The organism is Rhodococcus sp. (in: high G+C Gram-positive bacteria) (genome assembly GCF_049591685.1).
GTDB lineage: Bacteria > Actinomycetota > Actinomycetes > Mycobacteriales > Mycobacteriaceae > Rhodococcoides.
The window spans coordinates 1-26,047 of record NZ_JBAWFH010000186.1; the positions used below are offsets into that span (position 1 = coordinate 1).

Consider the following 26,047-nt stretch of genomic DNA (forward strand, 5'->3'; position numbering starts at 1 on the left):
GTGAAGATCCCGACGACTTGGTCTCCGGTGCAGCGGAACTCATCGAGATGGGGGTGTACCCGTTCGTTGTTCCGTTCCGGCCCATCGGGGGAACACTCGCGGTGGACGTCGATGGGGCACGCGCCCCCGACCGCGATGTGTTCGAGAACGTCACCCGCCGTGTCGCGAAGGAACTGCAGGCGGCGTCGATGCTGGGGTCGGATCAAAAGGCCGGCTGCGCGGCCTGCGGCGCCTGCAGTGTGCTCCAGAACGCAGGTGGGTGACGATGTACGAGACGGCGACGATGTACGAGACGACGACGATGTACGAGACGACGACGATGTACGAGACTGCGTGGGCGGGACTGGCGGGACCGCCTGTGGCCGTGCAACCCGGGTTCCTCGTCCGACCCTGCGCGGATGCGGCGCAGTTGTCGACGTATCGCTCGCTCAGGCGCGATGTGTTCGTGTCGGAGCAGGGCCTGTTCGCCGGATCGGACCGCGACGACGTGGACGACGATCCGCGCACCGTGGTCTTGGTGGCGACCGGGCCCGACGGCGTCGTCCTCGGCGGAGTCAGGCTCTGCCCCTGCACCGCAACGGATCTCGGGTGGTGGGCGGGCAGCCGGCTCGTGGTGTCGCCCGCAGTGCGGTCGTCCGGAGTCGGGCCGGCTCTGGTGCGGGCCGCCTGCGCGTACGCCGAGAGCAGTGGTGTCCTGCGGTTCGACGCGACCGTCCAGTCGCAGAACGAACCGCTGTTCACGCGGCTGGGGTGGACTCGGCGCGGAGATGTCCGCGTCGCCGGGGCGCCGCACGTCGCGATGTCCTGGCCCATCGACCGCATCGAGAGACTTGTGTCGTCGACGAAAGCGATGCTGGCCACCGTCCTGGCCCCGCTGAAGAATCAACCACTCGGACTGGGCGCGAGAGGCTTTCGAGGTGACGACGGGGTGCCGGTGCCCGGCAGCGACATGATCGCCGCCTGTGACGCCATCGTTCCCTCGATGGTCGATCGCGACCCGGAGTGGGCCGGTTGGTGCGCAGTGCTCGTCAACCTCAACGACCTGTCGGCCATGGGAGCCCACGCGATCGGCCTGCTCGATTCAGTGGGTGCGCCCACTCGTTCGCGGCTGACTCGCGTCATCCGAGGGTTGGCGGCGGCCTCGGCGGCGTGGGAGGTACCCGTGTTGGGCGGGCACACGCAGGTCGGTGTGCCGTCGTCGTTGTCGGTCACAGCCCTCGGGCGAACCGAGACACCCGTCCGAGCGGGCGGAGCCGGAGTCGGCGACCGGCTGACGCTCACCGTGGACGTCGAAGGGCAATGGCGTCGGGGTTACAAAGGGCAGCAGTGGGACTCGTCGTCGCAGCGCACCACGGCCGAACTCGGCGCGATGGCGTCGTTCGTGGCCCGCACAGCTCCGCGCGCGGCCAAGGACGTGTCGATGGCCGGCCTGGCCGGGACCACCGGAATGCTCGCCGAGGCAAGCGGAACGGGCGCGATACTCGACGTCGCCGACATCCCGAAACCGGCGTCGGCGTCGATGGGCGAATGGATCACGTGTTTTCCAGGGTTCGCGATGATCACCGCGGACCGCCCCGATGCGCAGTGCGCACCGTCGGGGCCGGCCATATCCGCATCGTGCGGAGAACTCACCGGTGTTCCGGGCGTCGCGCTGCGATGGCCTGACGGAATCACCACGCGCGCGGTCGCGTCCACCGTGACCGGATTGGGAGAAGCATGAACACTCCATCGAACTCGAGCACTGTCACGATTTCCGTGGCCGCAGCCGCATTCGGCCGCGACATGGAAGAGGGATACAACACGATTGCCGCGTTGCTGGAGGAGGCACGCAACCGGGGAAGTCGGCTACTCGTGCTTCCCGAAGCGTGCCTCGGCGGTTACCTACCGAGCCTCGGCGGGGGAGACGAAAGCGAGGGAGCCCGGCAGCGCCGGCTCGAAAGTCTGCCGCCCGCACTCGAGCTGGACGGCCCCGAACTGAAGAGGGTCATCGAGATGGCGGGTGACACCGTGATCACGCTGGGCTTCTGCGAGAAGGACGGCGACACGCGGTACAACGCAGCGGTGACGCTCGACGGCGACGGCATCCTCGGTTCGTACCGGAAAGTGCATCAGCCGCTCGGCGAGAACCTCTGCTACGACGCAGGGGACAGCTACGCGGCGTTCGATACGCCGGTCGGCCGGATGGGAATGCAGATCTGCTACGACAAGGGATTCCCCGAGGCTGCACGCGAACTCGCGCTCGACGGCGCACAGATCATCGCGTCCATCTCGGCGTGGCCGACCGCGCGCACGGCAACCGTCGCGAACATGCAGGACGACCGCTGGAAGCAGCGATTCGACATCTACGACCGCGCCCGTGCCCTCGAGAACCAGGTCGTCTGGGTGGCGGCAAACCAGGCGGGAACTTTCGGGTCGTTGCGGTTCGTCTGCAGCGCCAAGATCGTCGGACCGGGCGGCGAGATCCTCGCCGACACCGGCGTCGAACCCGGGTTGGCCACGGCAACCTTGGATGTCGAGGGGCTGATCGGTGCGGCGCGCGGCGGCGGTATGTACAACCTGCGCGACCGTCGTCCGTCGGTGTATCGCACCATCACGAAGGAGCCTGCTCATGCCTGAGATGCGGTTTCAGGTGCAGTGGCCCGATGGTCGCGAACAAGACTGTTATTCCCCGTCTTTGGTCATGCACGACTATCTCGAACCGGGCGCCGAGTACCCCGTCGAGGAGTTCGTCGAGCGCACGTCGAAGGCGTTGACCGTCGCTGGTGATCGAGTGTTGGCGAAGTTCGGTATGCGATGCACGTCCGCCGCGCAGCAGATGGAAGAGATACACCGGGTGGGCGCGGACTACCCGGCCGGAACCGTCCGGGTGACGAGCATGACGGGAGCCGATCTGCTGTGACCGAACACCATACTTCCCGAGAGCACCATGCTTCCCGAGAACACCACGATGTGATCGTCATCGGAGGTGGACAGGCGGGACTGTCCATCAGCTGGCACCTGACGCAACGGAACATCGAACATGTTGTGCTGGAACGCGACACCGTCGCTCATGAATGGAAGGATTCGCGCTGGGACAACTTCACCCTCGTCACTCCCAACTGGCAGTGCGCGCTACCAGGGTTCGCCTACGACGACGATGACCCGGACGGATTCATGAAACGCGACGAGGTGTACGACTTCGTGCGGCGATACGCAGACACCTTCGGCGCGCCGGTCCGCGAACACGTTGCCGTCACGTCGGCGCAGCAGTCCGTCGGCAACAGCTTCGACCTCGAAACCACTGCGGGTCCGATGCACGCCGGTCATATCGTCGTCGCGGTCGGCGGCTACCACATACCGACCATTCCGAGGTTCGCCGAGAAATTGCCGACCGGCATCGTGCAGATCCACTCGTCCACCTACCGCGGGGACCACCAGTTCCCCGAGGGGGGCGTGCTCGTCGTCGGCACCGGTCAATCGGGTGCGCAGATCGCAGAGGACCTGCATCTTGCCGGCCGACGGGTTCACCTGGCGGCGGGAACCGCGCCTCGGGTGGCCCGCTTCTACCGCGGCCGCGACTGTGTGGCCTGGCTTCACGACATGGGCACCTACGACGTGCCCATCGGGGACCATCCCGGTGGCGTCGGAAAGCGCGAGAACACCAACCACTACGTGACGGGACGCGACGGTGGTCGTGACATCGACCTGCGGGCGTTCGCCACCGAGGGAATGCAGCTGTACGGCAGGCTGACCGGCTTCGACAACGGCATTCTGCGCTTCGCTCCGACGCTCGCGAAGTCGCTGGACGCCGCGGACGCGGTTGCGGAGTCCATCAAGGACAGCATCGACGCATACATCGAACGCGAAGGGATCTCCGCACCTGCCGAACCCCGGTACGTGCCGGTGTGGCGGCCGGAGCGGGAAATCACGAAGCTCGAGCTCGGTGACTCCGACATCTCCGCCGTGATCTGGTCGGTGGGTTTTCGTACGGACTATCGCTGGCTGAAGGTCGGAGCCTTCGACGGCGAAGGCCACCCGACACACAACCGGGGTGTCACGACGGTGCCGGGACTCTACTTCCTCGGATTGCCCTGGCAGCACACGTGGGGCTCGGGCCGGTTCGCGTCCGTTGCGCGGGACGCGGACTTCCTGGCGGATCAGATCGGCCTGGAAATCAGTGCGGCGCAGCCGGAGAAAGCGCGGGTATAGCCCGTGGGTGTCGTCCGTATCGGCGCTCTGGCAGCGCATTTCGGTCGGGATGTCGATCGTGCGGTTCTCAAGATCGTGACGATCATCGACGGCGCGAGGCGCGACGGCGTCGATCTGCTGGTGCTGCCCGATGCGTCGCTGGGCGGGTACATCGACAGCTTGCGCGATCCCGATGTGTCCGAACTGCCTCCGACGCTCGACGTCGACGGTCCCGAGATCGCCGCGATCCGGAATGCGGCGGGCGCGATGACGGTGTGCATCGGCTACACCGAGCTGTCCGACGGGCTTCGCTACAACTCTGCCGCGTGCGTCACCGGAGACGCTGTGCTCGGCAGCCACCGGAAGGTGCATCAACCGTTGGGCGAATCTCTGGCCTACGCAGCGGGTGACCGTTTCGATGCGTTCGACACTCCGGTCGGCCGCATGGGAATGCTGATCGACTACGACAAGACGTTCCCGGAGTCGGCGCGGACGCTGGCATTGGACGGCGCCCGCATCATCGCCGCGTTGTCCGCGTGGCCGGCCAGTGTCACCGATCGAGCCTCCAGCCTGCCGAACGACCGGCAGTCTCGCCTGTTCGATCTATACGACGCCGCCCGCGCGGCCGAGAACCAGGTCGTCCTCGTGTCGTCGAACCAGACGGGTGTGATGGGTTCGCTGCGGTTCCTCGGCCAGGCAAAAGTGGTGGGCCCGGGCGGTGACGTGCTCGCAAAGACCTGGTCGAAGGGGGGACTGGCAGTGTGCGACATCGACGTCGACGCCGAAGTGGACCGTGCCAGGCGCGTGCTGCACCACCTCGAAGAGCGACGAGTGGAGAGCTATCGAAACCTGTTGGACGAGAGAGGGCGTCGATGATGCGCATCGCACTCCTCACGTATTCGTCGAAGCCTCGAGGCGGCGTCGTGCACACGCTCCATCTGGCGGAGGCTCTGGCGCGTGCGGGCGAGGACGTCACCGTGTGGTCGCTGGGGCGCGGGGGTGACGACGCGTTCTTCCGTAGCGTCGATCCGGCGGTGACGGTGCGGATGGTGCCGTTCGAGGCGCGCGAGGACGAGTCCGTCGGCAACCGCATCCTGCGCTCGATACGGGTTCTGCGCGAGTCGTTTTCGAGTGCCGACCCCTACGACATCGTGCACGCCCAGGACTGCATCTCGGCCAACGCCGTCGGCCGGTGCATCCGAACGATCCACCACCTGGACACGTTCACCACGCCGGAGCTCGCCGCCTGCCACGAGCGTGCGGTGACCGATCCGTACGCCCGCATCTGCGTCTCTTCCGCGGTGGCCGAGGAGGTGCGCGCAGGCTGGGGACTCACGCCGACCGTCATTCCGAACGGGGTGGCGTCGGAACGTTTCGAGGCTGCAGCCGCGAGTGGTGATGGCCGGGAGTGGGAGATGCGGTTGGGACGCTACGTGCTGGCGGTCGGCGGTATCGAGCCACGCAAGGGGTCGATCGATCTGCTCGACGCGTTCGCGCAATTGGACAGGCCGGAGCTGTCGCTGGTGTTCGCCGGCGGTGAGACACTGTTCGACTATCGGGGCTACCGCCGTGAATTCGACTCTCGGGCAGCGGCTCTCGGGGTCGAGCCCATCGTGCTCGGGACGGTGGACGACGACGCTCTACCGCATCTGGTGGCGCAGGCGTCGGTGCTTCCGTTCTTCTCGACCAAGGAGGGCTTCGGTCTGGCCGCGATGGAGGCACTGGCCGCCGGAACACCCGTCGTCGCGCGTGACCTGCCGGTGCTGCGGGAAGTCTTCGGTGACGCCGTGACCTACGCGTCCGACCCCGCGTCCCTGGCGCTGGGTCTAGCGCACGCGATGGATGTCGGTCACGACGCCGCCGCAGGTCGCGCGTTGGCGCGCAGTCTGACGTGGGACGCCGCGGCTCAGCGGCACCTGTCGTTCTACCGGTCCTTCAAGTTGCGCCGCAGCGCGTGAGGTTTGAGCCGGTGAAAGCCGCGTACCCGCACCGAGCGCAGTGACTTGAGGTAGAACTCGGAGTCGGCTTCCAGTGCCTCGGTCATCGTGGTGTCCACCAGGACGGTGCCCGGGTGCGCAGCGCTGGTGAGGCGCGCCGCGATGTTGACCACCGATCCGTACAGGTCGCCGTAGCGAGCGAGCACGGGCCCCCAGGCGAGTCCGACGCGAAGCTCCGGCATCTCCTCCTTGGCGCTGAATGCGTCCTGCATGTCGAGGGCGATGTGAGCAGCGTCCTCGGGGGTCTGGGCGCTGAACATGACTTCGTCGCCGACGTTCTTGATGACCGATCCGCGGCCGCGCGCAATGATGTTGGTGGCGAGGGATTCGAACTTCTCGAGCAGTTCGGTGAGTTCCTCGATTCCCAGGCGACGAGTCAGACTGGTGTATCCGACCATGTCGGCGAACCCGACGGCCACCGTCCGAGAGGTGGTTTCGTCGTTGGGGTCGGCGATGGACCGGCCGGCCGTAGCGGCAAGATGACGGCGCCAGGTGTACGACTGCAAGGCTTCGAGAGTCGGAACCGTCCGCGCGGCAACCTCTCTCGCGTCGCGTCGGATGGCGTCGAGATCGGCCGGGTCGGCGCAGTCGGTGATGCGGTCGTGAATGTGACTGTTGACAACACTCACCTGCCACTCGGTGAGCCGAGACATCGTCTGACCGAGGGTGCGGGCGATCGCCACCTCCATCTCGGGCTTGATCACGTTCTGTTCGGTCAATCCGGTGATCATGCGGAGTGCGTCGAGGTCGGCGTCGGTGTAGACGACCGCCTCGGGGTCGGTGTGCACCGGGAAGCCCATGGCAATCCACAGTTGCACCACGCGTTCGAGCGGGATGCCCGACTTCTCGACGATGTCGAGCCGCGTGTATTTCGGTGTTCCCCCCAGGAGATTCTTTTCGATCTCCTTCTGTACAACCGAATTGATCGGGTTCTCAGGCATGTCCCAGCGTTCTGTCGAAATAGGATCGGACGTCGTCGATGTAGCTGTCGATCTTCTCGGGCACCCAGTCGTCGGTGGGAATGGGCTCGCCGACGGTCACCTGGACGGTACCGGAGTGCGCCGTGAAGTCCTTCTTCCACATCACGTCGCCAGCGTTGTGAATGACGATCGGCACGATGGGCACATGCGCCTGCATCGCCAGGTGGAAACCACCCTTCTTGAACCGCCCCAACCGCGATGTCGGCATACGGGTGCCCTCCGGTGCGATGGCGACGGAGACGCCGGAGTGCAGTTTCTCGATCGCAGGGCGCATCGCCTCTCGTGCCTGCGCGGGATCTCCTCGATCGATGTAGGCGACGTCGAAGATCCTGCCCAACAGCGCGAACCGCGGGTCACGTTCGAGTTCTCGTTTCGCCACCGCGGTGATGTCCCGACGCAGGATCGAGGCGACGATGATGGAGTCGGCCGTGCTCTGGTGGTTGAACATGAACACCGCGGGCCTCGCGGACCATGCATTTTCGGTGCCGGTCACGTCGAGTTCGATCCCGGCGATGGTCAGCGCGATATCCGGCGCTATCGACGACGTGATGTTCGCGCCGGTGCGTCGACTCCTCGTGAGGATGCCCAGACTCAGGCCGAGACCGGCACTGGCCAGTACCGATCCGAGTGCTGCGGTACTGCGGATTGCCGAGGTGAGGTCGGTGCCCCGCTTCGGATTTTCCAGTACGAGCGTCGGCCATCCCACCTTCTTCGCGTACTTGGCCAGTTCACCATCGGGATTGGTGGCGACGGGATGTCCGACGGTCTGCAGGAGCGGCACGTCCTCACCGCCGTTCGAGTAGGCGAAGCAGCCGTCGCGATCGAGGCCTGCCCGCTCGGCGAAGTCGATGACTGCCTGCCCTTTGCGCGGACCCCACAGCGAGTTTCCGACGAGCTCGCCCGTCAGGACTCCGTCGACCACGACCGGCGTGGTGCACAGGAGGTCGTCGATCATCAGATCTTCCTGGACGGGAATTGCTTGATAAGGAGTGGCCGACGTTGCGATGACCACACGGTGGCCCGCGCGCCGATGCGCGTCGACGAGTTGCCGCGCCTGTGGGTAAAGCATCGGCGCGATCTCGTTGCGAAACAGCGTGTACGCCTGCTCCATCAGATCGTCCTCGCGCCTGCCCTCCAGCCCTTTGACGGCCTTTCCCATCAGATTGTCGACAGGGGAGTTACGCATCCGCATCTCGACGACGGCGCTCGAGATCTCCCACAGTTCGTGCACCGTCACGTCGAGGGTCTTGAGGCGCTCGAGAAATACCGCCTTCGCGCTGAACCCGTTGATCAACGTGCCGTCGAGGTCGAAGAACGCGGCGGTGTCCGGCCCGGGGGGAGCGGCGGCGATGGCGTCGAGTTGCCGGGACAGGGCGGTCATGACTGCTCGTCCTCCGTGTTCTCGTGAGCGGTCACCGTGCTGTGCGAGGTGAGCGGGTCGACCTCGTCGAGCATGCGGTGGGCCATGTCGCGGATGAGACGGGCCTTGCGAGCCCACTCGTTGATCTCGCGGGCGAAGTCGCGTCTACGCTGCGCGAGGTTCTCGCCGCCCGGGTCGACGAGATGGCGATTGTCGGCCAATTGCAATGCTGTGTCGAACAATTCGCCGGAGATCGCCTCGCTGTGGTCCAGCTGCTGACGCAGTCGCCTGGCTTGGGCGGCGCCCAGGCATTGCGACACGAACGCGGGCTTGTCGAACTCGGAATCCATCGGCTGCATCATCAGCTGGTCGGCGACCACCTGATATGCCTCGAGGATCGGCTGCAGCACGCGGTGTGCCAGGTGAAGATCCTGCGATTGCAGTTGCCGCGCAGCATAATCGGGATCGGACAGGTTGGCCCGCCAGTCGGGGTCGATGAGCGTCACCTCGGCTTCGAGGCGGTCCCCGAAATCGTGCTTGTCGCCGAAGAAGAACTCGAACTTGAGGAGGTCGCGCAGTTCGAGGGCAGCCTTCCACATCGACTCCGGAGTGGACGCCGTAGTCTGCCCCTCGTCGGGCAGCACCACGAGCTCGCCGATCGCCCTCATGACGAAGTAGTGAATGGCGTTGTTTCGAAAGAACGCTGCCACGAGATGCTTGTCCTGCGCGAGGTAGAACACCGGCTCCGGGCCCTCGTCGAAGCGCTTGACGACGCCCGCCTGCACCTGCGCGATGACGGCATTGCGCACCACGTCGACCTCGCTGATGTCGACGCCACCCGCCGTGGGCAAGCCGCGCTTCTTGATGTATCCCGCCAGCGGGGAGATGATCGCCCACATCTCGTGCACGTTGAGCGCACGGTCCTCGATCCCGAGAAGCGCCATCGCGACCAGAGCGGCAGGCGTCACGGGGGTCGTGTCGTTGATCGCGTGTGAGACGGTGATCGCGATCTTCTGCACCGCGACGCGCTTGTCCTGGTATTCCGCGAGCATCGAACGTACAGAGAGTGGTTCGCCGAAGTTGACGTACACGTTCCCGCGCAGTTTGCCCTGCGCGCGGATGTACCCGATGGCCATACGAATACCCTCGGCCTGCTTCTGCGCACCGTGCGATTCCGCGGCCATGGCACCGACCTCGTGCAGGCGGTCGTACGTGATGGACGTCGGTACGAGGTACACGTCCTCGGCGTCGCTGTTCTCGAGCGCATCGATGAGGTACGTCAGAAGACCGAAGCGAGGAGGCCGCAGCTTGCCGGTGCGGCTCCGCCCACCCTCGATGTACCACTCGAGGTTGAAACGCTTGGAGAGCAGGAAGCTCATGTACTGCCGGAGCGTCCACTTGTAGATCTCGTCCGAGAACTTGCGCTGGATCAGCACGACGCCGCTGCGCTTGGCGATGGGGCCGAGCGGCCAGAACCCGACGTTGATGCCCCCCATCACGTGGTTGAGCGGCAGGCCTTCGCGAAGCAGCGCCGGTCGGAGCACGAGGGGATCGAGGTACGACCGGTGATTGGGCAGGAACACCAGTGGATAGTTCTTGTTGAGCTCGCGCACCTTCTCGAGCTTCGTGCGGTCAACCTCGACGCGGTACGCACGCGAGAAGTAGGCCCCGAGGGTTCCCCACATCTCGACGGCGCGGCGAGTCTCGGTGGCGACCATTTCGCCGAGGATTCCGTGGACGCGTCGCTCCACCTCGGACACGTCCTCGCCCACCTTCTCGGCGAGCGCGGCCATGCCTTCGTCGAACTTCTTCTGGTCCGTCATCTCCTCGACGACGAACCGCGGGATCTTGTACTCGGATCCGATGACGTCGCGTTCGGCGCGGTCCAGCGCCAGACTGGCCTGACGATGAACGAACGCGGACAGCGACGCCCCGCCCGCCGAGCTAAAGCGCATCTCGAGGTCGCTCAATGTGGCGGGCTGCCCGATGAGTACCTCCGAATGGTCGGGGTCTTCCCCCTGAACCCACCGCTGCCACACCTTGGTCGGCATGGAATTGCCGCGCGGAGCGAACATTCGACGCAGTACGCCGCTGCGCTTCTTCTCCGACAGCGTGACCCTGAGCGGGACCAGCAGTGGATCGTCCGCGTACGCCCGCACGTCGTCCGCGAGCTGCTTCAGGGATTCGCCCGACAGCACGATCGACGGTGGCCTCGGTGCGCCGTCCGGAGTCCGTGCATCGATCCACTGATTGAGTGCCTGAACTTCCAGGGTGGATGCAGCGTCCAGCAGGTAGACCTGTTGCCCGTCGTCGGTCGTCTGCTCGTCGGTGTCGATGTGATACATCGGGCCCCTCCCGTTCGCGTACCGCGTGCAGGTACGCAGCAAAGGCTACGGGTGCGACGGTTCCAATAGGGCGATTTCTTGTCGGCTCTCTCACACCGTCTCGCCGGGCGGTGACGCGGTGCATGGACTAGAGTTTGGAAAAGCCGTCGAGCGCACACGCTCCGGCATCCAATTCAGGTGTTAATCTCAGTAACTGTTACTTGTAGTTACACTAACTTGCCCTACCGCTCGGGAATACCGCCCGGCCTCGATGTGCGACAGTATTCGCAAACACTTTCGAGAGAGGCCGCCGCCGATGCCACCGCGAAGACGAAAGACCGCGAACCAGTCACTCACGCCCGAGAACCTGCAGGCGTTGGCCACGGCACTCGCCGAGGGCCGCCGCGCCACCGTCTACATCATCGAGCCGACACCGAGTCTCGGGCTGCCCGAGGGCACATCCGCCAAAGTGGTATCCATCGACAACAGCACGGTCACCATCAGCCCCAAAGGTGTCGACGACGAACTCCCCTTCGAAGCAGAAGAACTGCGCATCACCCGCACCCCACCGGGCGGTGACCGAACTCCAGCTCAGAAGAAGCCGGCACCGAAGGCTGCGGAAGCACCGAAGGCTGAAGCAACGAAAGCTGGGCCGACAATCGCGGAATGGACCGAGCCCACCGCTCCCAAGCCGGCGCCGAAACCCGCCCGCCCAGAGACTGCCTCGACCAAGACTCCCGCGAACACCCCTGCCAAGAACACCGCCGCAGGCAAGGCGGCACCTGTGACGCGCCGGAACAAGAAGGGGCCCGAGAGCGTCAGCGTCACCATTCACGCAGGCGCGGACAACGACTGGTCGGTGACGGTCACGCACGGTGCACGTCGACCGGGCAAGGCGCAGCCGGTGTCACCGGAATCGGTGTCACGGGCAGTTCGGGAGCTGGGCGACGACACCGCGCGGGATGCGGTGGAAACCGTCATCGCCCATGCCAGGGAAGAAGCTGCTTCTCGCGTCGCGGAACTGTCGCGTCAACTCGAAGAGGCGCGGTCCATGCTCGCGGCACTCGAGCAGGAAGGCTGACCCGACCCCGGAACGGGTCGAGCGGACTCTCGCGACCCAAACGAGTGGTAGTACTCGTCCGGGGGTGGCAATTGTTGCTAGGGTTCGTCCGACACCGCTGGAGAGGGAATAAATGTTGAAGAAGTTCATGCTCGTCGCCGTCGCGGCAGCTGCTGTTGCTGCAAGCTTCGGCGTCGGGACCGCATCGGCTGCGGCTCCGGCGGTACTGGGGGGCGGCTCCGGAATCATCGTCGACAACGCTGCCGAATGCACGCTCACCACCATCGGTAACGACCGCGCAGGACGCCTCGTGGGTATCACCGCAGGTCACTGTGGCGGCGCAGGCGCATCCATCGTGCCCGAGTACGACCCGTCGGCGGGTCAGGTCGGACGCATCGCATTCTCCAACCCGGAGTACGACTACGCGGTCATCGAGTTCGATCGCGCCAAGGTCATTCCGGTCAACCGCATCGGGAACGTGACCATCACGCAGGTCGGCCCCCCGGCGATGTTCCCGAACATCGTCTGCAAGGAAGGTCGCACGACGGGCAACACCTGTGGCGTCGCCTACGGTGACGTTCTGCAGTCGCAGGAAACGTGGTCGCAGCTGTGCGTCGTCGAGGGAGACTCCGGTAGCCCCGTCGTCGTCGGCACCACTCTCGTCGGCATGGTCAACGCCTACCTCGGCGTCGCATGCTTCGGTCCGCAGGTCGGTACCAACATCGACGCGATCCTGCGCCACATGGAAGCAGGCAACGCAGTGGGAGCCGGGTTCGTTCCGATCCCCTGATCTCGTCTCGTTTTTCGAAGCGCCATCGCGGCCGTCAGGTCGCGGTGGCGCTTTTCTTTTGCATCAAAGCTTTTGCGTCACCGTTTGTGCTGAATACGGCAACCGGCGCAACGTTATTGGGACATCTCCCGAGCATTGTCGTCACCGCGGCAACGTGATGTAACCACCGCCACATCGATTTGCACGCTTCGATACGACCTTCCTAAGCTGCACCGCAGTGGACGCAACGCCTCGGGCGCTGTGCCATAGGGGGGAACACTGATGACATTGCTGGCGATGACGCCTGTTCGAGAGATGGAAAAGCCGTACGCGAGGCGGTGGGCAGCGCTGGGGGTGCTGTGCCTTTCGCTGTTGGTCGTGGTCATGGCCAACACTTCACTGCTGGTGGCCGCACCTGCGATGACGTTGGACCTTGGGCTCTCCAGCAGCGATTTGCAGTGGGTGATAGACGGTTACACGGTTCCGTACGCGGCATTGATGTTGCTGTTCGGCGTGATCGGCGATCGGTACTCCCGCCGCGGAGCGCTACTGCTCGGTCTGCTCGTCTTCACCGCCGGGTCCATCGCGGGCGCTTTGACCGATGCCACCGTCGGCGTCGTCCTCGCCAGGGTCGTGATGGGTATTGCAGCGGCCATCGTCATGCCTGCCACCCTGTCGCTTCTCGTCGCCACCTTCCCGAAGCGCGAACGCGCAACGGCGGTGACGATCTGGGCCGCGACGTCCGGTCTGGCCATCGCCATGGGCCCGCTGCTGGCCGGCTGGCTGCTCGAAAGCTACTGGTGGGGTTCGTCTTTCCTTCTCAACGTTCCGATCACCGTCTTCGCCATGATCGCCGCGACGGTGCTCGTTCCGCCCTCGCGTGCATCCGGCCCCGGCCGTATCGACTGGATCGGCGGATTACTGTCCGTGCTCGCCGTCTCCACGGTGGTGTACGCGATCATCGAGGGAATGCACTTCGGCTGGAGCGTACTTCCGGTGTACTGCGCAGTGGTCGGCCTGCTCAGTGGGCTGGGATTCGTACTGTGGGAACTGCGGCACCCTAGCCCACTTCTCGACGTCCGCGTGTTCCGCAGCCGTGTTCTCAGCGGGGCCGTGCTCGCCGTCCTGCTGTTCTTCCTCGTCACGTTCGGCGCCATTTACTATGTGGCGCAGTACCTTCAGTTCGTACTTGCGTTCGGACCGGTGTCGACGGGACTGCACCTGCTGCCGCTCGCACTGGCAGTGTTTCTCGGCTCCGGCATCACCCAGTGGTTGACTCCCAAGCTTGGCATGAAATACACCGTCACCGCGGGCATGGTGGTCGGTACCCTGGCCGTCGCGTCGATGATCGGAATCGAGACCAGCGCAACATATTCCGATTTTCTACCCGTACTGATTCTGTTGGGCGTCGGCATCGGACTCAGCGTCTCTCCGTGCACCGACGCCATCATGGCCGAGTTCTCGGACAACAAGCTCGGCGTGGCCGGGGGTCTCAACGACACCGCGCTCGAACTGGGCGGTTCGCTGGGCATCGCGATCCTGGGCTCGGTACTCGCCACCACCTACCGAGGCGGCATCGTCGACTTCCTCGCGGGATTCCCCGGCAAAGGACCCGACGGACGACCGACGGAACAGGCAGTGCAGGCCATCGCCGCATCGGGCGATTCGGTGGCCGGAGCCGTGATTGTCGCAGACATCATGCGCGAGAACCCATTTCTCGCCGGCTACGCGGACAACCTGCAGATCAACGCCATCAGCTCGTTTGCAGGAGCCGTCGCGCACACCTCGCTCGTCTCGACCGCCGTGTTCGCGCTGGGATCGCTGATCGTCGCCGCTCTGCTGCCGAGGTCGCGCAAGCAGTCGGCAATGATCCTTGCGCCCAACTTCGAAGCTTCTGAGTACGAGGCTCCTGAGCGCAACCGTGAAGCAGCCCGCGAGGTTGCCGAACTCGAACACCTGCTGGAACAACCCGCTGCCGCAGAACGTGCAGTCGCGAAACCCACTCGCGCGAAGCCCGCAGATGCAACCTCCACTGACGCAATGCTGTCTGTTGACGCCGAATTGACTCGGCCCAGCATCTATCAGCTGGCGGCCAAGGTATACGAGCTCGAAATTGCTGTGGCGCATGAGGAATCGCTCGATGCAGCCGAGCGGCAGACCATTCACCAGCTGGCCCTTGCGGACATCGCCCGTAAGCGACGCGAATTGGCGGAGGAGGAGCTCGACGCGGCGTTGGACCTCGCCGAGCTACCCGTCCGTACCGTTCCCGAGCCGTCGGCTGTGCCGGAGCACCGGAACTTCTACCAGGCAGCCGACGCCGCACACCGTAGATGCACCGCGTTCGCGGAACGTTCGAGCTCGGTGTGGGCGATGCCGGGGTAACTCGGTGATGCGCTAGATCAGCACCGCACCCTGGGAAGCCGAGCCCACCAGCTTGGCGTACTTGGCCAGAACCCCGCGGGTGTAGCGGGGAGGCAGAGGGGCCCAGCCTTCCTTACGGGCCTCGAGCTCGGAGGCGTCGACGAGAAGGTCGAGTGTGCCTGTGCCGACATCCAACCGGATCTGATCGCCGTCACGAACGAGGGCGATGGGCCCGGCGTCGACTGCCTCGGGAGCAACATGGCCGACGCAGAGGCCGGTGGTGCCGCCCGAGAAACGGCCGTCGGTGAGCAATAGGACGTCCTTGCCGAGACCTGCGCCCTTGATGGCACCGGTGATGGCGAGCATTTCTCGCATGCCCGGTCCACCCTTGGGGCCCTCGTATCGGATGACGACGACGTCGCCCGCGGCGATCGTGCCGTCCTCGAGTGCGTCCATTGCGGCGCGTTCCCGCTCGAAAACGCGTGCGGTGCCGACGAACACGTCGGAATCGAAGCCGGCGCTCTTGACGACTGCTCCGCCCGGTGCGAGCGATCCCTGGAGGATGGTGATGCCGCCGGTCGGATGTATGGGCTCGGTCATCGCGCGGAGCACCTTGCCGTCGGGGTCGGGCGGAGCGATGTGCGCGAGGTTCTCGGCCACCGTCTTTCCGGTGACGGTGAGGCAGTCGCCGTGCATGAGGCCGGCGTCGAGAAGCGCTTTCATGACCACGGGAACTCCGCCGATGGCGTCGACGTCGGTCATGACGTGCTTGCCGAACGGCTTGACGTCGGCGAGGTGCGGGACCTTGGCGCCGATGCGGGTGAAGTCGTCGAGGGTGAGGTCGACCTCGGCCTCGTGGGCGATGGCCAGTAGGTGGAGCACGGCGTTGGTGGAGCCGCCGAACGCCATGACGACGGCGATCGCGTTCTCGAACGCCTCCTTGGTCATGATGTCGCGGGCGGTGATTCCGCGACGCAGCATCTCGACGACGGCTTCGCCGCTGGCGTGCGCGAACTGGTCTCGGCGACGATCGGGTGCGGGCGGAGAGGCGCTGCCGGGCAACGACATTCCGAGTGCTTCGGCGGCGCTGGCCATGGTATTGGCCGTATACATTCCGCCACAGGCACCTTCACCGGGACAGATGGCGCGCTCGATGGTGTCGACGTCTTCGCGGGACATCAGTCCACGCGAGCATGCGCCGACTGCCTCGAATGCGTCGATGATGGTGACCTGGTGTTCGCTTCCGTCGGACAGCTTCGCGAAGCCGGGGAGCGTCGAACCCGCGTAGAGGAACACGCTGGCCAGGTTGAGCCGGGCTGCGGCCATCAGCATTCCGGGCAGCGACTTGTCGCAGCCGGCGAGCAGCACCGAACCGTCGAGTCTTTCGGCGCTGATCACGGTTTCGACGCTGTCGGCGATGACTTCACGGGAGACGAGGGAGAAGTGCATGCCCTCGTGACCCATCGAGATTCCGTCGGAGACCGAGATGGTTCCGAATTCGAGCGGGAACCCGCCCGCTGCGTGGACACCCTTCTTCACTGCCTTGGCAAGGCGCTCGAGGGAGAGGTTGCACGGAGTGATCTCGTTCCACGACGAAGCGACACCGATCTGGGATTTGCCCCAGTCGGAGTCGCCCATCCCGACAGCCCGCAGCATGCCGCGGGCAGCGGTCTTCTCCAGGCCGTCGGTGACGTCACGGCTCCGTGGCTTGATGTCCGGTGAGTCGTTCTCGGTCGTCATGGCACTCCTGACCTCTACGTGGATATATGGGCTGTATCCACCTGCGTATCGAACTGCGTTGTGAACACAATTCTCTTCACCAGCCTAAACCCGTCGCTCCGGGGCGGTCGCCGGGGACGAGGGGTCGCAGTGTGGACGGCAGTCGATCGAGTCCGGGTCGATGCGGGGTTCCGAGCGAACCATGAGGGCCGCGATCGATGCTCCGACGAGCAAAAGCCCAGCGCAGATGATCATCGCGGTGTGAAAGCCACCGGAGAAAACGAACGGGTCGTCGTAGTCGAAGCGTCAGGGTGTACCCACTGACCGTCCACTGCAGACCCGAGACCCCCGAGCCGAGATCCCTGCCGATGTCGGGCAAGGCCACGTTCACGACGGTCGCGTCGAGCATCGCCAGCGAGGATCTTCCGGACGGTCGCGGCCACGATCCAGCGTCCCCGTGGGGTTTTCAGGGCAACCGATCCGGCCGTTTTCACCCACCGAGTCTGACACCCGTTACGCGGGCATGGCTACAGACTCTCGAAGCAGACGATGAAACCCCGCTCGTCGTGGGCGAACCCGCCCGTCGCCGGATCGGCGCACTGCTCTACGTCCGTCGTTCCTGCCAACACGTCCGTCACGCGGTACGAGTCCGATCCCGGCGCCGAGCAGTCGATGCGGACCGGATCTTCCTCGGACAGGTCCATACAGCCCCCGACCACCCAATCGACGTCGAGGCACAGCGCGCCCTGCTCGACCTCTCCGTACGTGACGTAGTAGGTCTGGTCCGCATCGGACGGACATTCCGTCTGCGTCGGAGCCTTGGCGATGACCTTGAAGTTGGACGTCTCACCGCCGCATACGGCATTTTCGATGGTGGCGTCGAACTGCGTTCCACCGAGTGCGACGCACTGGCCGATCTCGACGTCGAAATCGACATCCCCGCCGATGTCCTCACCCTCCTGCCCGGGTGGCGGCGACACGACGGTGGTGGGCGACGCCGACGTGGTCGTCGGGCCGGCTGTGGAGCTCGACGCCTGTCCGTCGCCCTCGGGCACGGCGCGGGGAGTGACCTCGGAGCCGCAGCCCGCGAGTGCGAGGGTGGTGCATGCGATCGCGGCCAGGCCGGCACGGCGGAGCTCGCCAACACGGCGGAGCTTTCGGGCGGTGTGGTTCAAAAGACGGTTCCTGGTCTCGAGGTGTTCGGGCGGGCGGGGACGGAGCGAGCCACTGGTGACGCGATAAAACTATCGAACCCGGCACCCGATCGGCGGATCGAACTCGGGATGGATGAGGCAGTATTGACCGCGTGGACCTCCCCGTTGCGTGGCCGATCCAGCCGATGCTCGCCAAAGCGGCCAAAGCCGTGCCGGACCAGCCCGCCGACGGGCCTCCGGAATGGTCGTACGAGCCCAAGTGGGACGGCTTTCGCGCCATCGTCTTCCGTGACGGCGACGAAGTCGTTCTCGGTTCGCGGGGAGGTAAGGACCTCGCGCGTTACTTCCCTGAAATGGTGGAGGCCGTCCGACGCGAATTGCCGGAGCGCATCGTCGTCGACGGCGAGATCGTCGTACCGCGTGAGATCGACGGGCGCACCAGGCTCGACTGGGACGCACTGTCCGAGCGTATTCACCCCGCCGATTCGCGCGTGCGCATGCTGGCGGAGAAGACGCCGTCGATGTTCATCGGGTTCGATCTGCTCGCGCACGGAACGACGGACCTGACGGGTCAGCCGTTTCGTACTCGCCGCGAGACGCTGCTGGACGTCTTCGGCGGCAATGACCGATGCCAGGTCACCAGCACCACCGACAGTGCGGCCACCGCGCAGGATTGGTTCGAGCGCTTCGAAGGCGCGGGTCTGGACGGCGTCGTCGCCAAAAAGCTCGACGGGGTGTATCTGCCGGGCAAGCGCGAGATGATCAAGGTCAAGCACGCCCGTACTGCGGATTGCGCGCTGATCGGGTATCGAGTGCACAAGTCCGGCAACGGCATCGGGTCGCTCCTCCTCGGCCTGTACGACGGCGACGACATCCGCATGATCGGTGGGGCTTCGGCGTTCACCGACAAGCGGCGCGTCGAAATCCTCGAAGAACTGCAACCCCTGCGGGTGGGTGACGACGTCGTGTCCGACGCCGAGGCCAACCGGTGGACGTCCAACAAGGATCGAAGTTGGGTGCCGTTGCGCGTCGAACGCGTCGTCGAAGTCGCGTACGACCAGATGGAAGGCGACCGACTGCGGCACGCCGCGCGCTTCCTTCGGTGGCGCCCGGACCGAGATCCGAAGTCGTGCACGTACGACCAGCTCGAGGTTCCGGTGCGCTACGACGTCGCCGACGTGTTGGCCGGAGGCAACTGATGGCCGCCAAGACGCCGCCGGAGTTCGTGGACGCGGGCGGGCGCGAAGTTCGGGTGTCGAGCCCCGACCGCGTCATCTACGAAGCCACCGAACGCACCCCGGAAATCAGCAAAGTGCAGGTGTGCGAGTACTTCGCCGCCGTCGGCGAGCCGCTCGTGCGTGCGATCGGGGAGCGTCCGACGGCCATGGAGCGGTGGCCGGACGGGTACCGCGAGGGCATGCGGCTCGCGGTCGGACCGCAGGACAAAGAGGGTGACGGTTTCTATCAGAAGCGGCTGCCGAAGGGCGCGCCCGACTGGATCGAGACCGTCGGCATCACGTTTCCGAGCGGCCGAAGTGCGAACGAGCTGTGTCCCAGCGAAACCGCGGCCCTGGTGTGGGCAGCTCAGATGGGCACCCTGACGTTTCACCCGTGGCCGGTCCGGCGTCCCGATGTGGATCACCCCGACGAACTCCGGCTCGACCTGGATCCGCAGCCGGGCACCACTTTCGCCGACGCCCAGCGTGTCGCCGACGTGACGCGGGAGCTCCTCGAGGAACTCGGGTTACGCGGCTATCCCAAGACCAGTGGCAACCGCGGTATCCACATCTACGTCCGGATAGACCCCGAGTACACCTTCGAGCAGGTGCGGCACGCGGCCATCGGTCTCGGTCGAGAACTCGAACGCCGCGACGACGGGGTGACCACCAGGTGGTGGAAAGAGGAACGCGGAGAACGCATCTTCATCGATTACAACCAGAACAACCGAGACCGAACCATCGCAAGCGCCTGGAGCCTGCGGGCACGTCCCGGCGCGCCGGTGAGCACCCCGGTGACGTGGTCCGGGCTGGCCGACCTCACCGATCCTCGGGACTTCAACATCGTCACCGTGCCCGACTATCTGGCCGACGGCGACCCGTGGGAGGACATGGACTCGCAGTCCTACTCCCTGGAGCCGCTGCTGCACCTGTGGGAAACGTTGCCGGGCGGCGAACTGAACTTTCCGCCCGACTACCCCAAGATGCCCGGGGAACCGCCCCGTGTTCAGCCGTCGAAGAAAGTAGCCGAACACTGGGACGAGCAGGGCAACCGCATCGAGACCTAGCGCTGTTCGAGTCCCCTTATGAGTGAGGCCGCGTCGTACGGTCCGTCGTGCCGGATCGGGTGCTCGTCTCCACGGCCGAGGTAGAAGGTCGGCGTGCCGTCGACGTCGCTGGAGCGGGCGTCGAGCTCGTCGTCCTCCACCCGGACGATGTAGTCACCGGTGCGGAGATCCTCCTCGAACCTGTCGATGTCGAGGCCCAGTTCGGCTGCGTAGCGCTCGATGTCGTCCGGTTCGAGTTCGTCGCTGTGCTCGAACAGTACGTCGGCCATCTCCCAGAACTTGCCCTGCGCTGCCGCTGCTTCGCTGGCCTGCGCCGCGTACCGGGCGTGCGGGTGGTAGTCGTCGAGGGGCAGGTGGCGGAACACGTAGCGCAGTTCGTCACCGAAGTGAGCGCGTACTTCCCGGATACTTCCGGTTGCCTTGCTGCAGAAGGGGCATTCGAAGTCGCCGTACTCGACGATCGTCAGTGGTGCGTCGACGGGACCTCTGATGTGGTCGCGTTTCGGGTCGACGGGGCGCAGAAGCTTGTGCGAAGTGTCGTGTCCGGGAGGATGGATACTCGCATCGATCCGAAACAGCAACCAGCCGAGTGCAGTCGCGATGACGGAGGCGACCAGCACGCCCACCCGGGCCTCGTCGGCCAGGAGCTCGTCGTCGAGTGCGAGGTCGACGATGAACAGCGAGATGGTGAAGCCGATGCCCGACAGTGCCGCTCCACCCGCGATGTGGGAGATCGTCAGACCGGGAGCCAGTGCCGTCGGCCTGAGTCTGGCGAACAGTGCTGCGGCGCCGGTGATTCCGATGAGCTTGCCCAGGGTGAGGCCGATGACGACACCCCAGGTCAGAGGGGACGTCGCTGCCGCGCGCAGCGTGTCGGCGCTGAGTACGACGCCGGCGTTGGCGAGGGCGAAAATCGGAACGATGATGAATGCGGTGTACGGCTGATAGAGCCGCATGAGCCGTTCGTTGACGGACACGGCTCGATCCAGCCCGAGTCGCGCGGCCCGCGCATATTCGGGGTTCGGGGATTGGCGGAAGGCCCGCGTCAGGTCGGAGGCCCGTTCCACTTCACCGCGTCGCGGCGGATACACCGGGAGAATCAGGGCGATGAGAACGCCGGCAAGGGTCGGGTGCACTCCCGACTCGTAGAACGCCACCCAGGTCGCTATGGACACGACGAAGTAGCCGATACCGCGCCACACCTCGAGGCGTCGAAGCAGCGCGATCGCGGCGAGACCGACGAAGGCACCGGCGAGCGGCAGAACCCTCACCTCGTCGGTGTAGAAGAAGGCGATGATGGCCAGCGCGCCGATATCGTCGGCGATGGCGAGGGTGAGCAGGAAGATGCGCAGCCGTGCGGCTTTCTTCGGCCCGATGACGGCAAGAGCCCCGAGTACGAAGGCGGTGTCGGTCGAGATCACCACACCCCAGGCGCCCGCTGCGGCGCCGGACGGGTTGAGCGCGAGGAACAGAAGTGCAGGAATCGCCAGTCCGGCGATGGCCGCGACGATCGGGATGCTCGCACGGGAACGGTCGGTGAGCTCACCCATCGCGAACTCGCGTTTGACCTCGAGCCCGACGACGAAGAAGAAGAGGGCCATCAGCCCGTCGTTGACCCAGTGCGCGAGGTCGAGGGCAATACCGTGGCCGCCGACGGAAACAGACAGTTCGGTGTGCCAGAAGGCCTGGTAGGTCTCACCGAACGGCGAGTTGGCCCATACCAGGGCGAGCAGGGTGGCGCCGAGGAGGAACCCTGCGGCGAGCGTTTCGCTGTTGCGTTCCCCGCGTGCCCGCTCGAGTCTCTTGGCGAAGCGTCGCAGGGGCGAGACGGCGGGGGTGATGTCCGTCATCGTTTACAAGCTGCCACTCGGGTGGATGCTCATGTGCTTGGACTTCTCCTCGATCGCTGTCGGACAACTGTGGCAGCATTGTTGCTGCCACGCAGTGCTAGCCAACACGCGAGGGTCGCGTGTGCTTCCACGGAGGCGAACCAACAACGAAAGCCGGGACGAATGCGTGCGTTGATCTGTCGCAAGTGCGGACAGAAGTTGTCTTTCGAAAATTCGCTGTGTCTGCACTGCCACAGCGCGCTCGGCTTCCACCTCCCGACGCGGTCGCTCCTCGTCCTTCCGGATACCGCACCGGACGGCGCTGCCGAGGCGACCGTGGACGACATCGCATGGAAGAAGTGCGCCAACGCCGGAATTGCCAAATGCAACTGGCTCGTCGACACCTCAGGGGGAGAGAAGCTCTGCTTCTCCTGCCGGTTGACCAGGACGCGGCCCGATGACGACGACGCCGCCGCGATGACGGCGTTCGTCGACGCCGAAACGAACAAGCGTCGAGTCGTCCTGGAACTCACCGAGCTCGGACTACCCATCGTCGGTCGCGACGAGAACCCGACCACCGGGCTGGCCTTCGACTTGCTGTCCAGCGCCAAGACCCAGGTCATGACCGGTCACGCGAGCGGGATCGTCACCCTGGACCTCGCCGAGGGCGACGACGTGCACCGCGAGCAGCTTCGGGTGTCGATGTCCGAGCCGTATCGAACCCTCGTCGGTCACTTCCGGCACGAGATCGGCCACTACTACCAGATGGTTCTGGTCGGCTCGGGGGAGCATCGCGCAGAATTCGAAGAACTGTTCGGCGACCCGGACACCGACTATCAGGCGGCTCTGGACCGGCATTACAACGAGGGCGCACCCGACAACTGGCCGAAGAAGTACGTCTCGTCCTACGCGACGATGCACCCGGCCGAAGACTGGGCCGAGACATTTGCTCATTACCTGCACATTCGCGACACCCTCGACACGGCCGCGGCGTTCGGAATGGCACCGGCTGGTTCCACGCTGGACAGTCCACTGCCCGGCGACGTCGGATTCGACCAGATCGTCGATTGGTGGTTACCGCTGTCGTGGGCGCTCAATCAGATCAACCGCTCGATGGGCCACCGCGATCTGTACCCGTTCGTCCTGCCCGCGGCGGTATTGAAGAAGATGCGGTGCGTGCACCACTTGATCGCCCCGTACACCGCTTGATCCCGCCGTGCGGACGGTGAACAAACTTCGAACGCGTCGGCTAGAGCCCGGTTCGTTCCACCGGCAGCCGCAGCAGAAGGCTGCGAGCGCATTCCACCGTCAACTGCGGATCGTGGCTGAGCACGTACGAGAAGCGACGGGCCATGTCCGGGCCGGTGTCGCCCATGTCCTTCGCGGCGAGCACGGCCGCGAAGTGTGGTGACAGCACGACCACCACCCATTCCTCGCGTACCGGGTCGTCGGGTTCGAGATCCGCGCCGCGCACTCGCGGAGCAGGCTCGGAGTCGATGCCCGCCGCAAGCGCTCCCACGAGTGCTGCTCGCGTGGCCATCACTTCCCAGCGCTTGGCGGTAAGGACGGTGAAGTGCTCTCGCTTCTCGAACGAGCCGAGGATGACCGCGGTCTGCAGCGACTCACCTGCAATGGATTCGAGCCCTTTGCTCACTTCGACGAGTAGTTGCTTGGTCGACGGTTTGGGGTCGCGTCCCGCTGCCGCAAGCTGGTACGGCGACGACTTGGGCAACGTGCCACGCTCGGATGACGTGCGGAAGTTGAACGGCGACACTGCATTCGACGGATCGGCGGGCGTCAAGTTCTGCCCGGTGAACCAACGGCCCTGCCCGAAGCGGGCCCCGAGGGCAATCGCTATGTCCACATCTTCTTCGGTGTCGATTCCCTCGGCCATGACGATGGCCCCGGTGCGTTCGGTGTAGGCGGCCACGGCGTTGACCACGCGGGCAGTGAACCTGCTGGGCCGCTGCGTGATGAGGCTGCGATCCAACTTGACTACGTCGGGCTCGAGCAACGGCAGCAGCGCCAGCGATTCGGGACGCACGCCGACGTGGTCGACGGCGATGGCCCAGCCGAGGCGTCGCACATCGGCGACCGTGCGCAACAGTTGAGCCGGCCGACGAATGAGGGAGGTCTCGTCGAGCTGCAACACTGCGCTGCCGGAATCGACGTCACCGCGGTCGGGTAGGTGCGGCAGGGTGTCGGGATCGATGGCGATGAACAGAGGAAGGCCCTCGAGCGCGGCCGTGCTCTCGGCGCCGTCGACGGCTCCGGCCCAGCGGACGAGATCGAGGTCGACGGTCATATCCATCGCACGCGCTGCGGACGCCAATGCGGACGGGTCGCGGAACGCCGAACCCTCGGGCCCGCTGACAATGGCTTCGTATCCGGTGACTTCTTTGGTCAGCAGGTCGACGATCGGTGCGAAGTCCGTATGCAGGCTGCCCGGACCGAGGATGGATTCGAGGCCACCTCCGTCGTAGGCCCTCGTCGATGTCTCGCCACTCATGAACGTTCCTCTATCCTCAGGCCTACTGTCGCCGCGACCGAAGCGGGTTTGCCGGTCGAAGCCACGAACACTTCGAGTATCACATCTTCGTCTACATACCCGCCGAGTCGTACCAACCCGGCGGTACGCGCCAGAACAGCATGCACCTCATCACCCGACTGTGGGTAGTCCGCGACGGGATGGCGCCAGTGGACTCCGAGCAGCGTGCCCCCTGGTTCGAGGTGCGTGACGGCCGAGTCGAGGACGGTACGGAGGTCATCTTCCCCCAGGTAGTAACCGACCTCGCTGAGCACGATGAGGTCGAATGTATCGCCTTTCGCCACAGTGTCCCAGCCGTCGGTGAGCGACCATTCGACGAAATGAACAGAATCACTGCCGACGTGCGCGCGAGCCGTGTCGAGGGCGGAGCCGACGACGTCGGTCGATACCACCGAGTCGCACCGCTCGGCGAGCTTCCGGGTGAGAATGCCGATCGAACACCCCGGTTCGAGGGCTCGCCGGTACCGCGCGCGGGGTAGCGACGCCAGCGTCAGCGTGTACTTGCGCTCCTCGTACCAGTTGTTTCCCAACCCGAACGGGTCCTCGCGGTCGGCGTACACACCGTCGAAGTAGCCCTTCGGCAGGGTCACGTCGCACGACCGTTCATGCGAACACCACCTCGTAGGAGCGCAGCAGTCGATCCAATACAGGCGGGGGCAGGATTGCTGCGTCGGCGGGGTGCGTCGACAGCGGTGCAATCTGCGTGGCGAACTCCTGCGCAGCGAGGCGCTTGTTCTGCTGAACCTGCGCATCGAGCTCGACGGAGAGGGCTCGGCCCCAGGGCACGTCGGGGTGATCCGGGCGCGCCCAATGCCACATCCACACCGGGTATTCGAGAACGGCGATCCCGACGCGTTTCGCCGCAGTGAGGGTCGCTCGTGCGGTTGCCTCGTGATCGGGGTGCCGATCGGCGCGCCACGGGGTGAGACACCAGGTTCCCGGGCCGCCGGAAAGGAGTTCGGTCAAGGCCCGTGCCAGTTCGTCTTCCTGTCCACTCACGTCGCCGTCCGCGAATCCGAGGCGGATCGGATCGATATCGAGTCCGAGTCGCGCCAAAGCGCGCCGGGTCTCCCTGGGGCGTTCCGCTTCGAGCTCGGCTGCCGACATCGTCGGCGAGCCCGGGTGTGAGGCGCTTCCGTCGGTGACAGCAATCACGGTCACTGCGATACCGGACGCTGCCGCGATCGACATCAGCCCGCCGACCCCGAGAACTTCGTCGTCGGGATGCGGCGCGACGACGACCAGTTCGGTACACCGGCTCAGGTCGAGCGCCGGGAAGGGGCGATTCCACGCAGACCATTCCGTCTCGGAGGTGCCGTGCGTGGTCGTATCGAAGCCTCGTGACGCCTGGATGGTCTCGTTCACCACGGATCGTCCTCCTTCGAGATGTCGTCGCCCAGTGCCGCGAGATCGCGCTCGGCATGTGACTGCCGAAGGAACACCGTCAGATCGGAAACGCGCCGAGCGTGCTCGGCGTTGGAACACAGAGGCGCTG

21 protein-coding genes and 3 pseudogenes are annotated in these 26,047 nt (G+C 65.4%); 13 read left to right on the forward strand and 11 right to left on the reverse strand.

Annotated elements, in window-relative coordinates; translation table 11 throughout:
* The 7 genes and pseudogenes from WBQ44_RS07885 to WBQ44_RS07915 all read left to right on the forward strand — a co-directional run.
* Positions 1 to 263, forward strand: a pseudogene (locus tag WBQ44_RS07885) (MSMEG_0568 family radical SAM protein); the annotation flags it as partial.
* 56 nt (positions 264 to 319) lie between these two features.
* Positions 320 to 1,720 carry an MSMEG_0567/sll0787 family protein gene (locus WBQ44_RS07890; RefSeq protein ID WP_495566175.1) on the forward strand — a complete coding sequence of 467 codons (1,401 nt, stop codon included), beginning with the start codon at positions 320 to 322 and terminating at the stop codon, positions 1,718 to 1,720.
* Positions 1,717 to 2,616, forward strand: coding sequence for a carbon-nitrogen hydrolase family protein (locus WBQ44_RS07895; protein WP_495566156.1), 900 nt, complete (start codon positions 1,717 to 1,719; stop codon positions 2,614 to 2,616). The genes WBQ44_RS07890 and WBQ44_RS07895 overlap by 4 nt, the downstream gene beginning before the upstream one ends.
* Entirely contained in the window at positions 2,609 to 2,899 is a 291-nt protein-coding gene (locus tag WBQ44_RS07900) for an MSMEG_0570 family nitrogen starvation response protein (RefSeq protein ID WP_495566157.1), read from the forward strand. Before WBQ44_RS07895 ends, WBQ44_RS07900 begins: the two co-directional genes overlap by 8 nt.
* A complete protein-coding gene (locus WBQ44_RS07905) occupies positions 2,896 to 4,188 on the forward strand; it encodes an MSMEG_0569 family flavin-dependent oxidoreductase (protein ID WP_495566158.1) in 1,293 nt (430 codons plus the stop codon). The genes WBQ44_RS07900 and WBQ44_RS07905 overlap by 4 nt, the downstream gene beginning before the upstream one ends.
* 3 nt (positions 4,189 to 4,191) lie before the next feature.
* Positions 4,192 to 5,043 (forward strand): carbon-nitrogen hydrolase family protein, encoded by an 852-nt coding sequence (locus tag WBQ44_RS07910; RefSeq protein WP_495566159.1) that lies wholly within the window; start codon positions 4,192 to 4,194, stop codon positions 5,041 to 5,043.
* Complete coding sequence (locus WBQ44_RS07915; RefSeq protein WP_495566176.1) at positions 5,043 to 6,125, forward strand: MSMEG_0565 family glycosyltransferase; 1,083 nt, start codon at positions 5,043 to 5,045, stop codon at positions 6,123 to 6,125. The genes WBQ44_RS07910 and WBQ44_RS07915 overlap by 1 nt, the downstream gene beginning before the upstream one ends.
* Here WBQ44_RS07915 and WBQ44_RS07920 read toward each other — a convergent pair.
* The 3 genes from WBQ44_RS07920 to WBQ44_RS07930 are packed head-to-tail and all read right to left on the reverse strand — an operon-like array spanning position 6,092 to position 10,849.
* A complete protein-coding gene (locus WBQ44_RS07920; protein ID WP_495566160.1) occupies positions 6,092 to 7,105 on the reverse strand; it encodes an adenylate/guanylate cyclase domain-containing protein in 1,014 nt (337 codons plus the stop codon). The genes WBQ44_RS07915 and WBQ44_RS07920 overlap by 34 nt on opposite strands.
* The gene (locus WBQ44_RS07925; protein ID WP_495566161.1) at positions 7,098 to 8,525 is read right to left on the reverse strand and encodes an HAD-IB family hydrolase; all 1,428 of its coding nucleotides are present in this window, start codon (positions 8,523 to 8,525) and stop codon (positions 7,098 to 7,100) included. The genes WBQ44_RS07920 and WBQ44_RS07925 overlap by 8 nt, the downstream gene beginning before the upstream one ends.
* The gene (locus tag WBQ44_RS07930; protein ID WP_495566162.1) at positions 8,522 to 10,849 is read right to left on the reverse strand and encodes a glycerol-3-phosphate 1-O-acyltransferase; all 2,328 of its coding nucleotides are present in this window, start codon (positions 10,847 to 10,849) and stop codon (positions 8,522 to 8,524) included. The genes WBQ44_RS07925 and WBQ44_RS07930 overlap by 4 nt, the downstream gene beginning before the upstream one ends.
* Before the next feature lie 295 nt (positions 10,850 to 11,144).
* Here WBQ44_RS07930 and WBQ44_RS07935 point away from each other — a divergent pair, with 295 nt between their 5' ends.
* The 3 genes from WBQ44_RS07935 (at position 11,145) to WBQ44_RS07945 (ending at position 15,039) form a co-directional block, all read left to right on the forward strand.
* Positions 11,145 to 11,909 (forward strand): DUF6319 family protein, encoded by a 765-nt coding sequence (locus WBQ44_RS07935; RefSeq protein ID WP_495566163.1) that lies wholly within the window; start codon positions 11,145 to 11,147, stop codon positions 11,907 to 11,909.
* A gap of 112 nt (positions 11,910 to 12,021) precedes the next feature.
* Complete coding sequence (locus WBQ44_RS07940) at positions 12,022 to 12,678, forward strand: S1 family peptidase (RefSeq protein ID WP_495566164.1); 657 nt, start codon at positions 12,022 to 12,024, stop codon at positions 12,676 to 12,678.
* A 261-nt stretch (positions 12,679 to 12,939) separates the two neighbouring features.
* Positions 12,940 to 15,039: an MFS transporter gene (locus tag WBQ44_RS07945; protein WP_495566165.1), complete on the forward strand. Its 2,100-nt coding sequence runs from the start codon at positions 12,940 to 12,942 to the stop codon at positions 15,037 to 15,039.
* 12 nt (positions 15,040 to 15,051) lie between these two features.
* On the opposite strand, the gene ilvD is transcribed toward WBQ44_RS07945, so the two are convergent.
* The 3 genes and pseudogenes from ilvD to lppU form a co-directional block, all read right to left on the reverse strand.
* Positions 15,052 to 16,758 (reverse strand): dihydroxy-acid dehydratase, encoded by a 1,707-nt coding sequence (gene ilvD / locus WBQ44_RS07950; RefSeq protein ID WP_495566166.1) that lies wholly within the window; start codon positions 16,756 to 16,758, stop codon positions 15,052 to 15,054.
* A 280-nt stretch (positions 16,759 to 17,038) separates the two neighbouring features.
* Positions 17,039 to 17,231 (reverse strand): annotated as a pseudogene (locus tag WBQ44_RS07955) (MFS transporter); the annotation flags it as partial.
* 33 nt (positions 17,232 to 17,264) lie between these two features.
* The gene (lppU, locus tag WBQ44_RS07960; RefSeq protein WP_495566167.1) at positions 17,265 to 17,912 is read right to left on the reverse strand and encodes an LppU family putative lipoprotein; all 648 of its coding nucleotides are present in this window, start codon (positions 17,910 to 17,912) and stop codon (positions 17,265 to 17,267) included.
* A gap of 131 nt (positions 17,913 to 18,043) precedes the next feature.
* Between lppU and WBQ44_RS07965 the strand changes: the two genes are divergently transcribed.
* Complete coding sequence (locus WBQ44_RS07965; protein ID WP_495566168.1) at positions 18,044 to 19,090, forward strand: ATP-dependent DNA ligase; 1,047 nt, start codon at positions 18,044 to 18,046, stop codon at positions 19,088 to 19,090.
* Positions 19,090 to 20,175: a DNA polymerase domain-containing protein gene (locus tag WBQ44_RS07970; protein ID WP_495566169.1), complete on the forward strand. Its 1,086-nt coding sequence runs from the start codon at positions 19,090 to 19,092 to the stop codon at positions 20,173 to 20,175. The genes WBQ44_RS07965 and WBQ44_RS07970 overlap by 1 nt, the downstream gene beginning before the upstream one ends.
* On the opposite strand, the gene nhaA is transcribed toward WBQ44_RS07970, so the two are convergent.
* On the reverse strand, positions 20,172 to 22,025 hold the full coding sequence (gene nhaA, locus WBQ44_RS07975) for a Na+/H+ antiporter NhaA (protein ID WP_495566170.1): 1,854 nt from the start codon (positions 22,023 to 22,025) through the stop codon (positions 20,172 to 20,174). The genes WBQ44_RS07970 and nhaA overlap by 4 nt on opposite strands.
* A 162-nt stretch (positions 22,026 to 22,187) precedes the next feature.
* Between nhaA and WBQ44_RS07980 the strand changes: the two genes are divergently transcribed.
* Complete coding sequence (locus WBQ44_RS07980) at positions 22,188 to 23,213, forward strand: zinc-binding metallopeptidase family protein (RefSeq protein WP_495566171.1); 1,026 nt, start codon at positions 22,188 to 22,190, stop codon at positions 23,211 to 23,213.
* A gap of 40 nt (positions 23,214 to 23,253) precedes the next feature.
* Here WBQ44_RS07980 and WBQ44_RS07985 read toward each other — a convergent pair whose 3' ends face one another.
* The 4 genes and pseudogenes from WBQ44_RS07985 to WBQ44_RS08000 all read right to left on the reverse strand — a co-directional run.
* Complete coding sequence (locus WBQ44_RS07985) at positions 23,254 to 24,513, reverse strand: EAL domain-containing protein (protein WP_495566172.1); 1,260 nt, start codon at positions 24,511 to 24,513, stop codon at positions 23,254 to 23,256.
* A complete protein-coding gene (locus WBQ44_RS07990; RefSeq protein ID WP_495566173.1) occupies positions 24,510 to 25,142 on the reverse strand; it encodes a class I SAM-dependent DNA methyltransferase in 633 nt (210 codons plus the stop codon). Before WBQ44_RS07990 ends, WBQ44_RS07985 begins: the two co-directional genes overlap by 4 nt.
* A 13-nt stretch (positions 25,143 to 25,155) precedes the next feature.
* On the reverse strand, positions 25,156 to 25,920 hold the full coding sequence (locus WBQ44_RS07995; protein ID WP_495566174.1) for a PIG-L deacetylase family protein: 765 nt from the start codon (positions 25,918 to 25,920) through the stop codon (positions 25,156 to 25,158).
* Positions 25,914 to 26,047 (reverse strand): annotated as a pseudogene (locus WBQ44_RS08000) (acyl-CoA dehydrogenase); the annotation flags it as partial. The gene WBQ44_RS07995 and the pseudogene WBQ44_RS08000, both read right to left, overlap by 7 nt.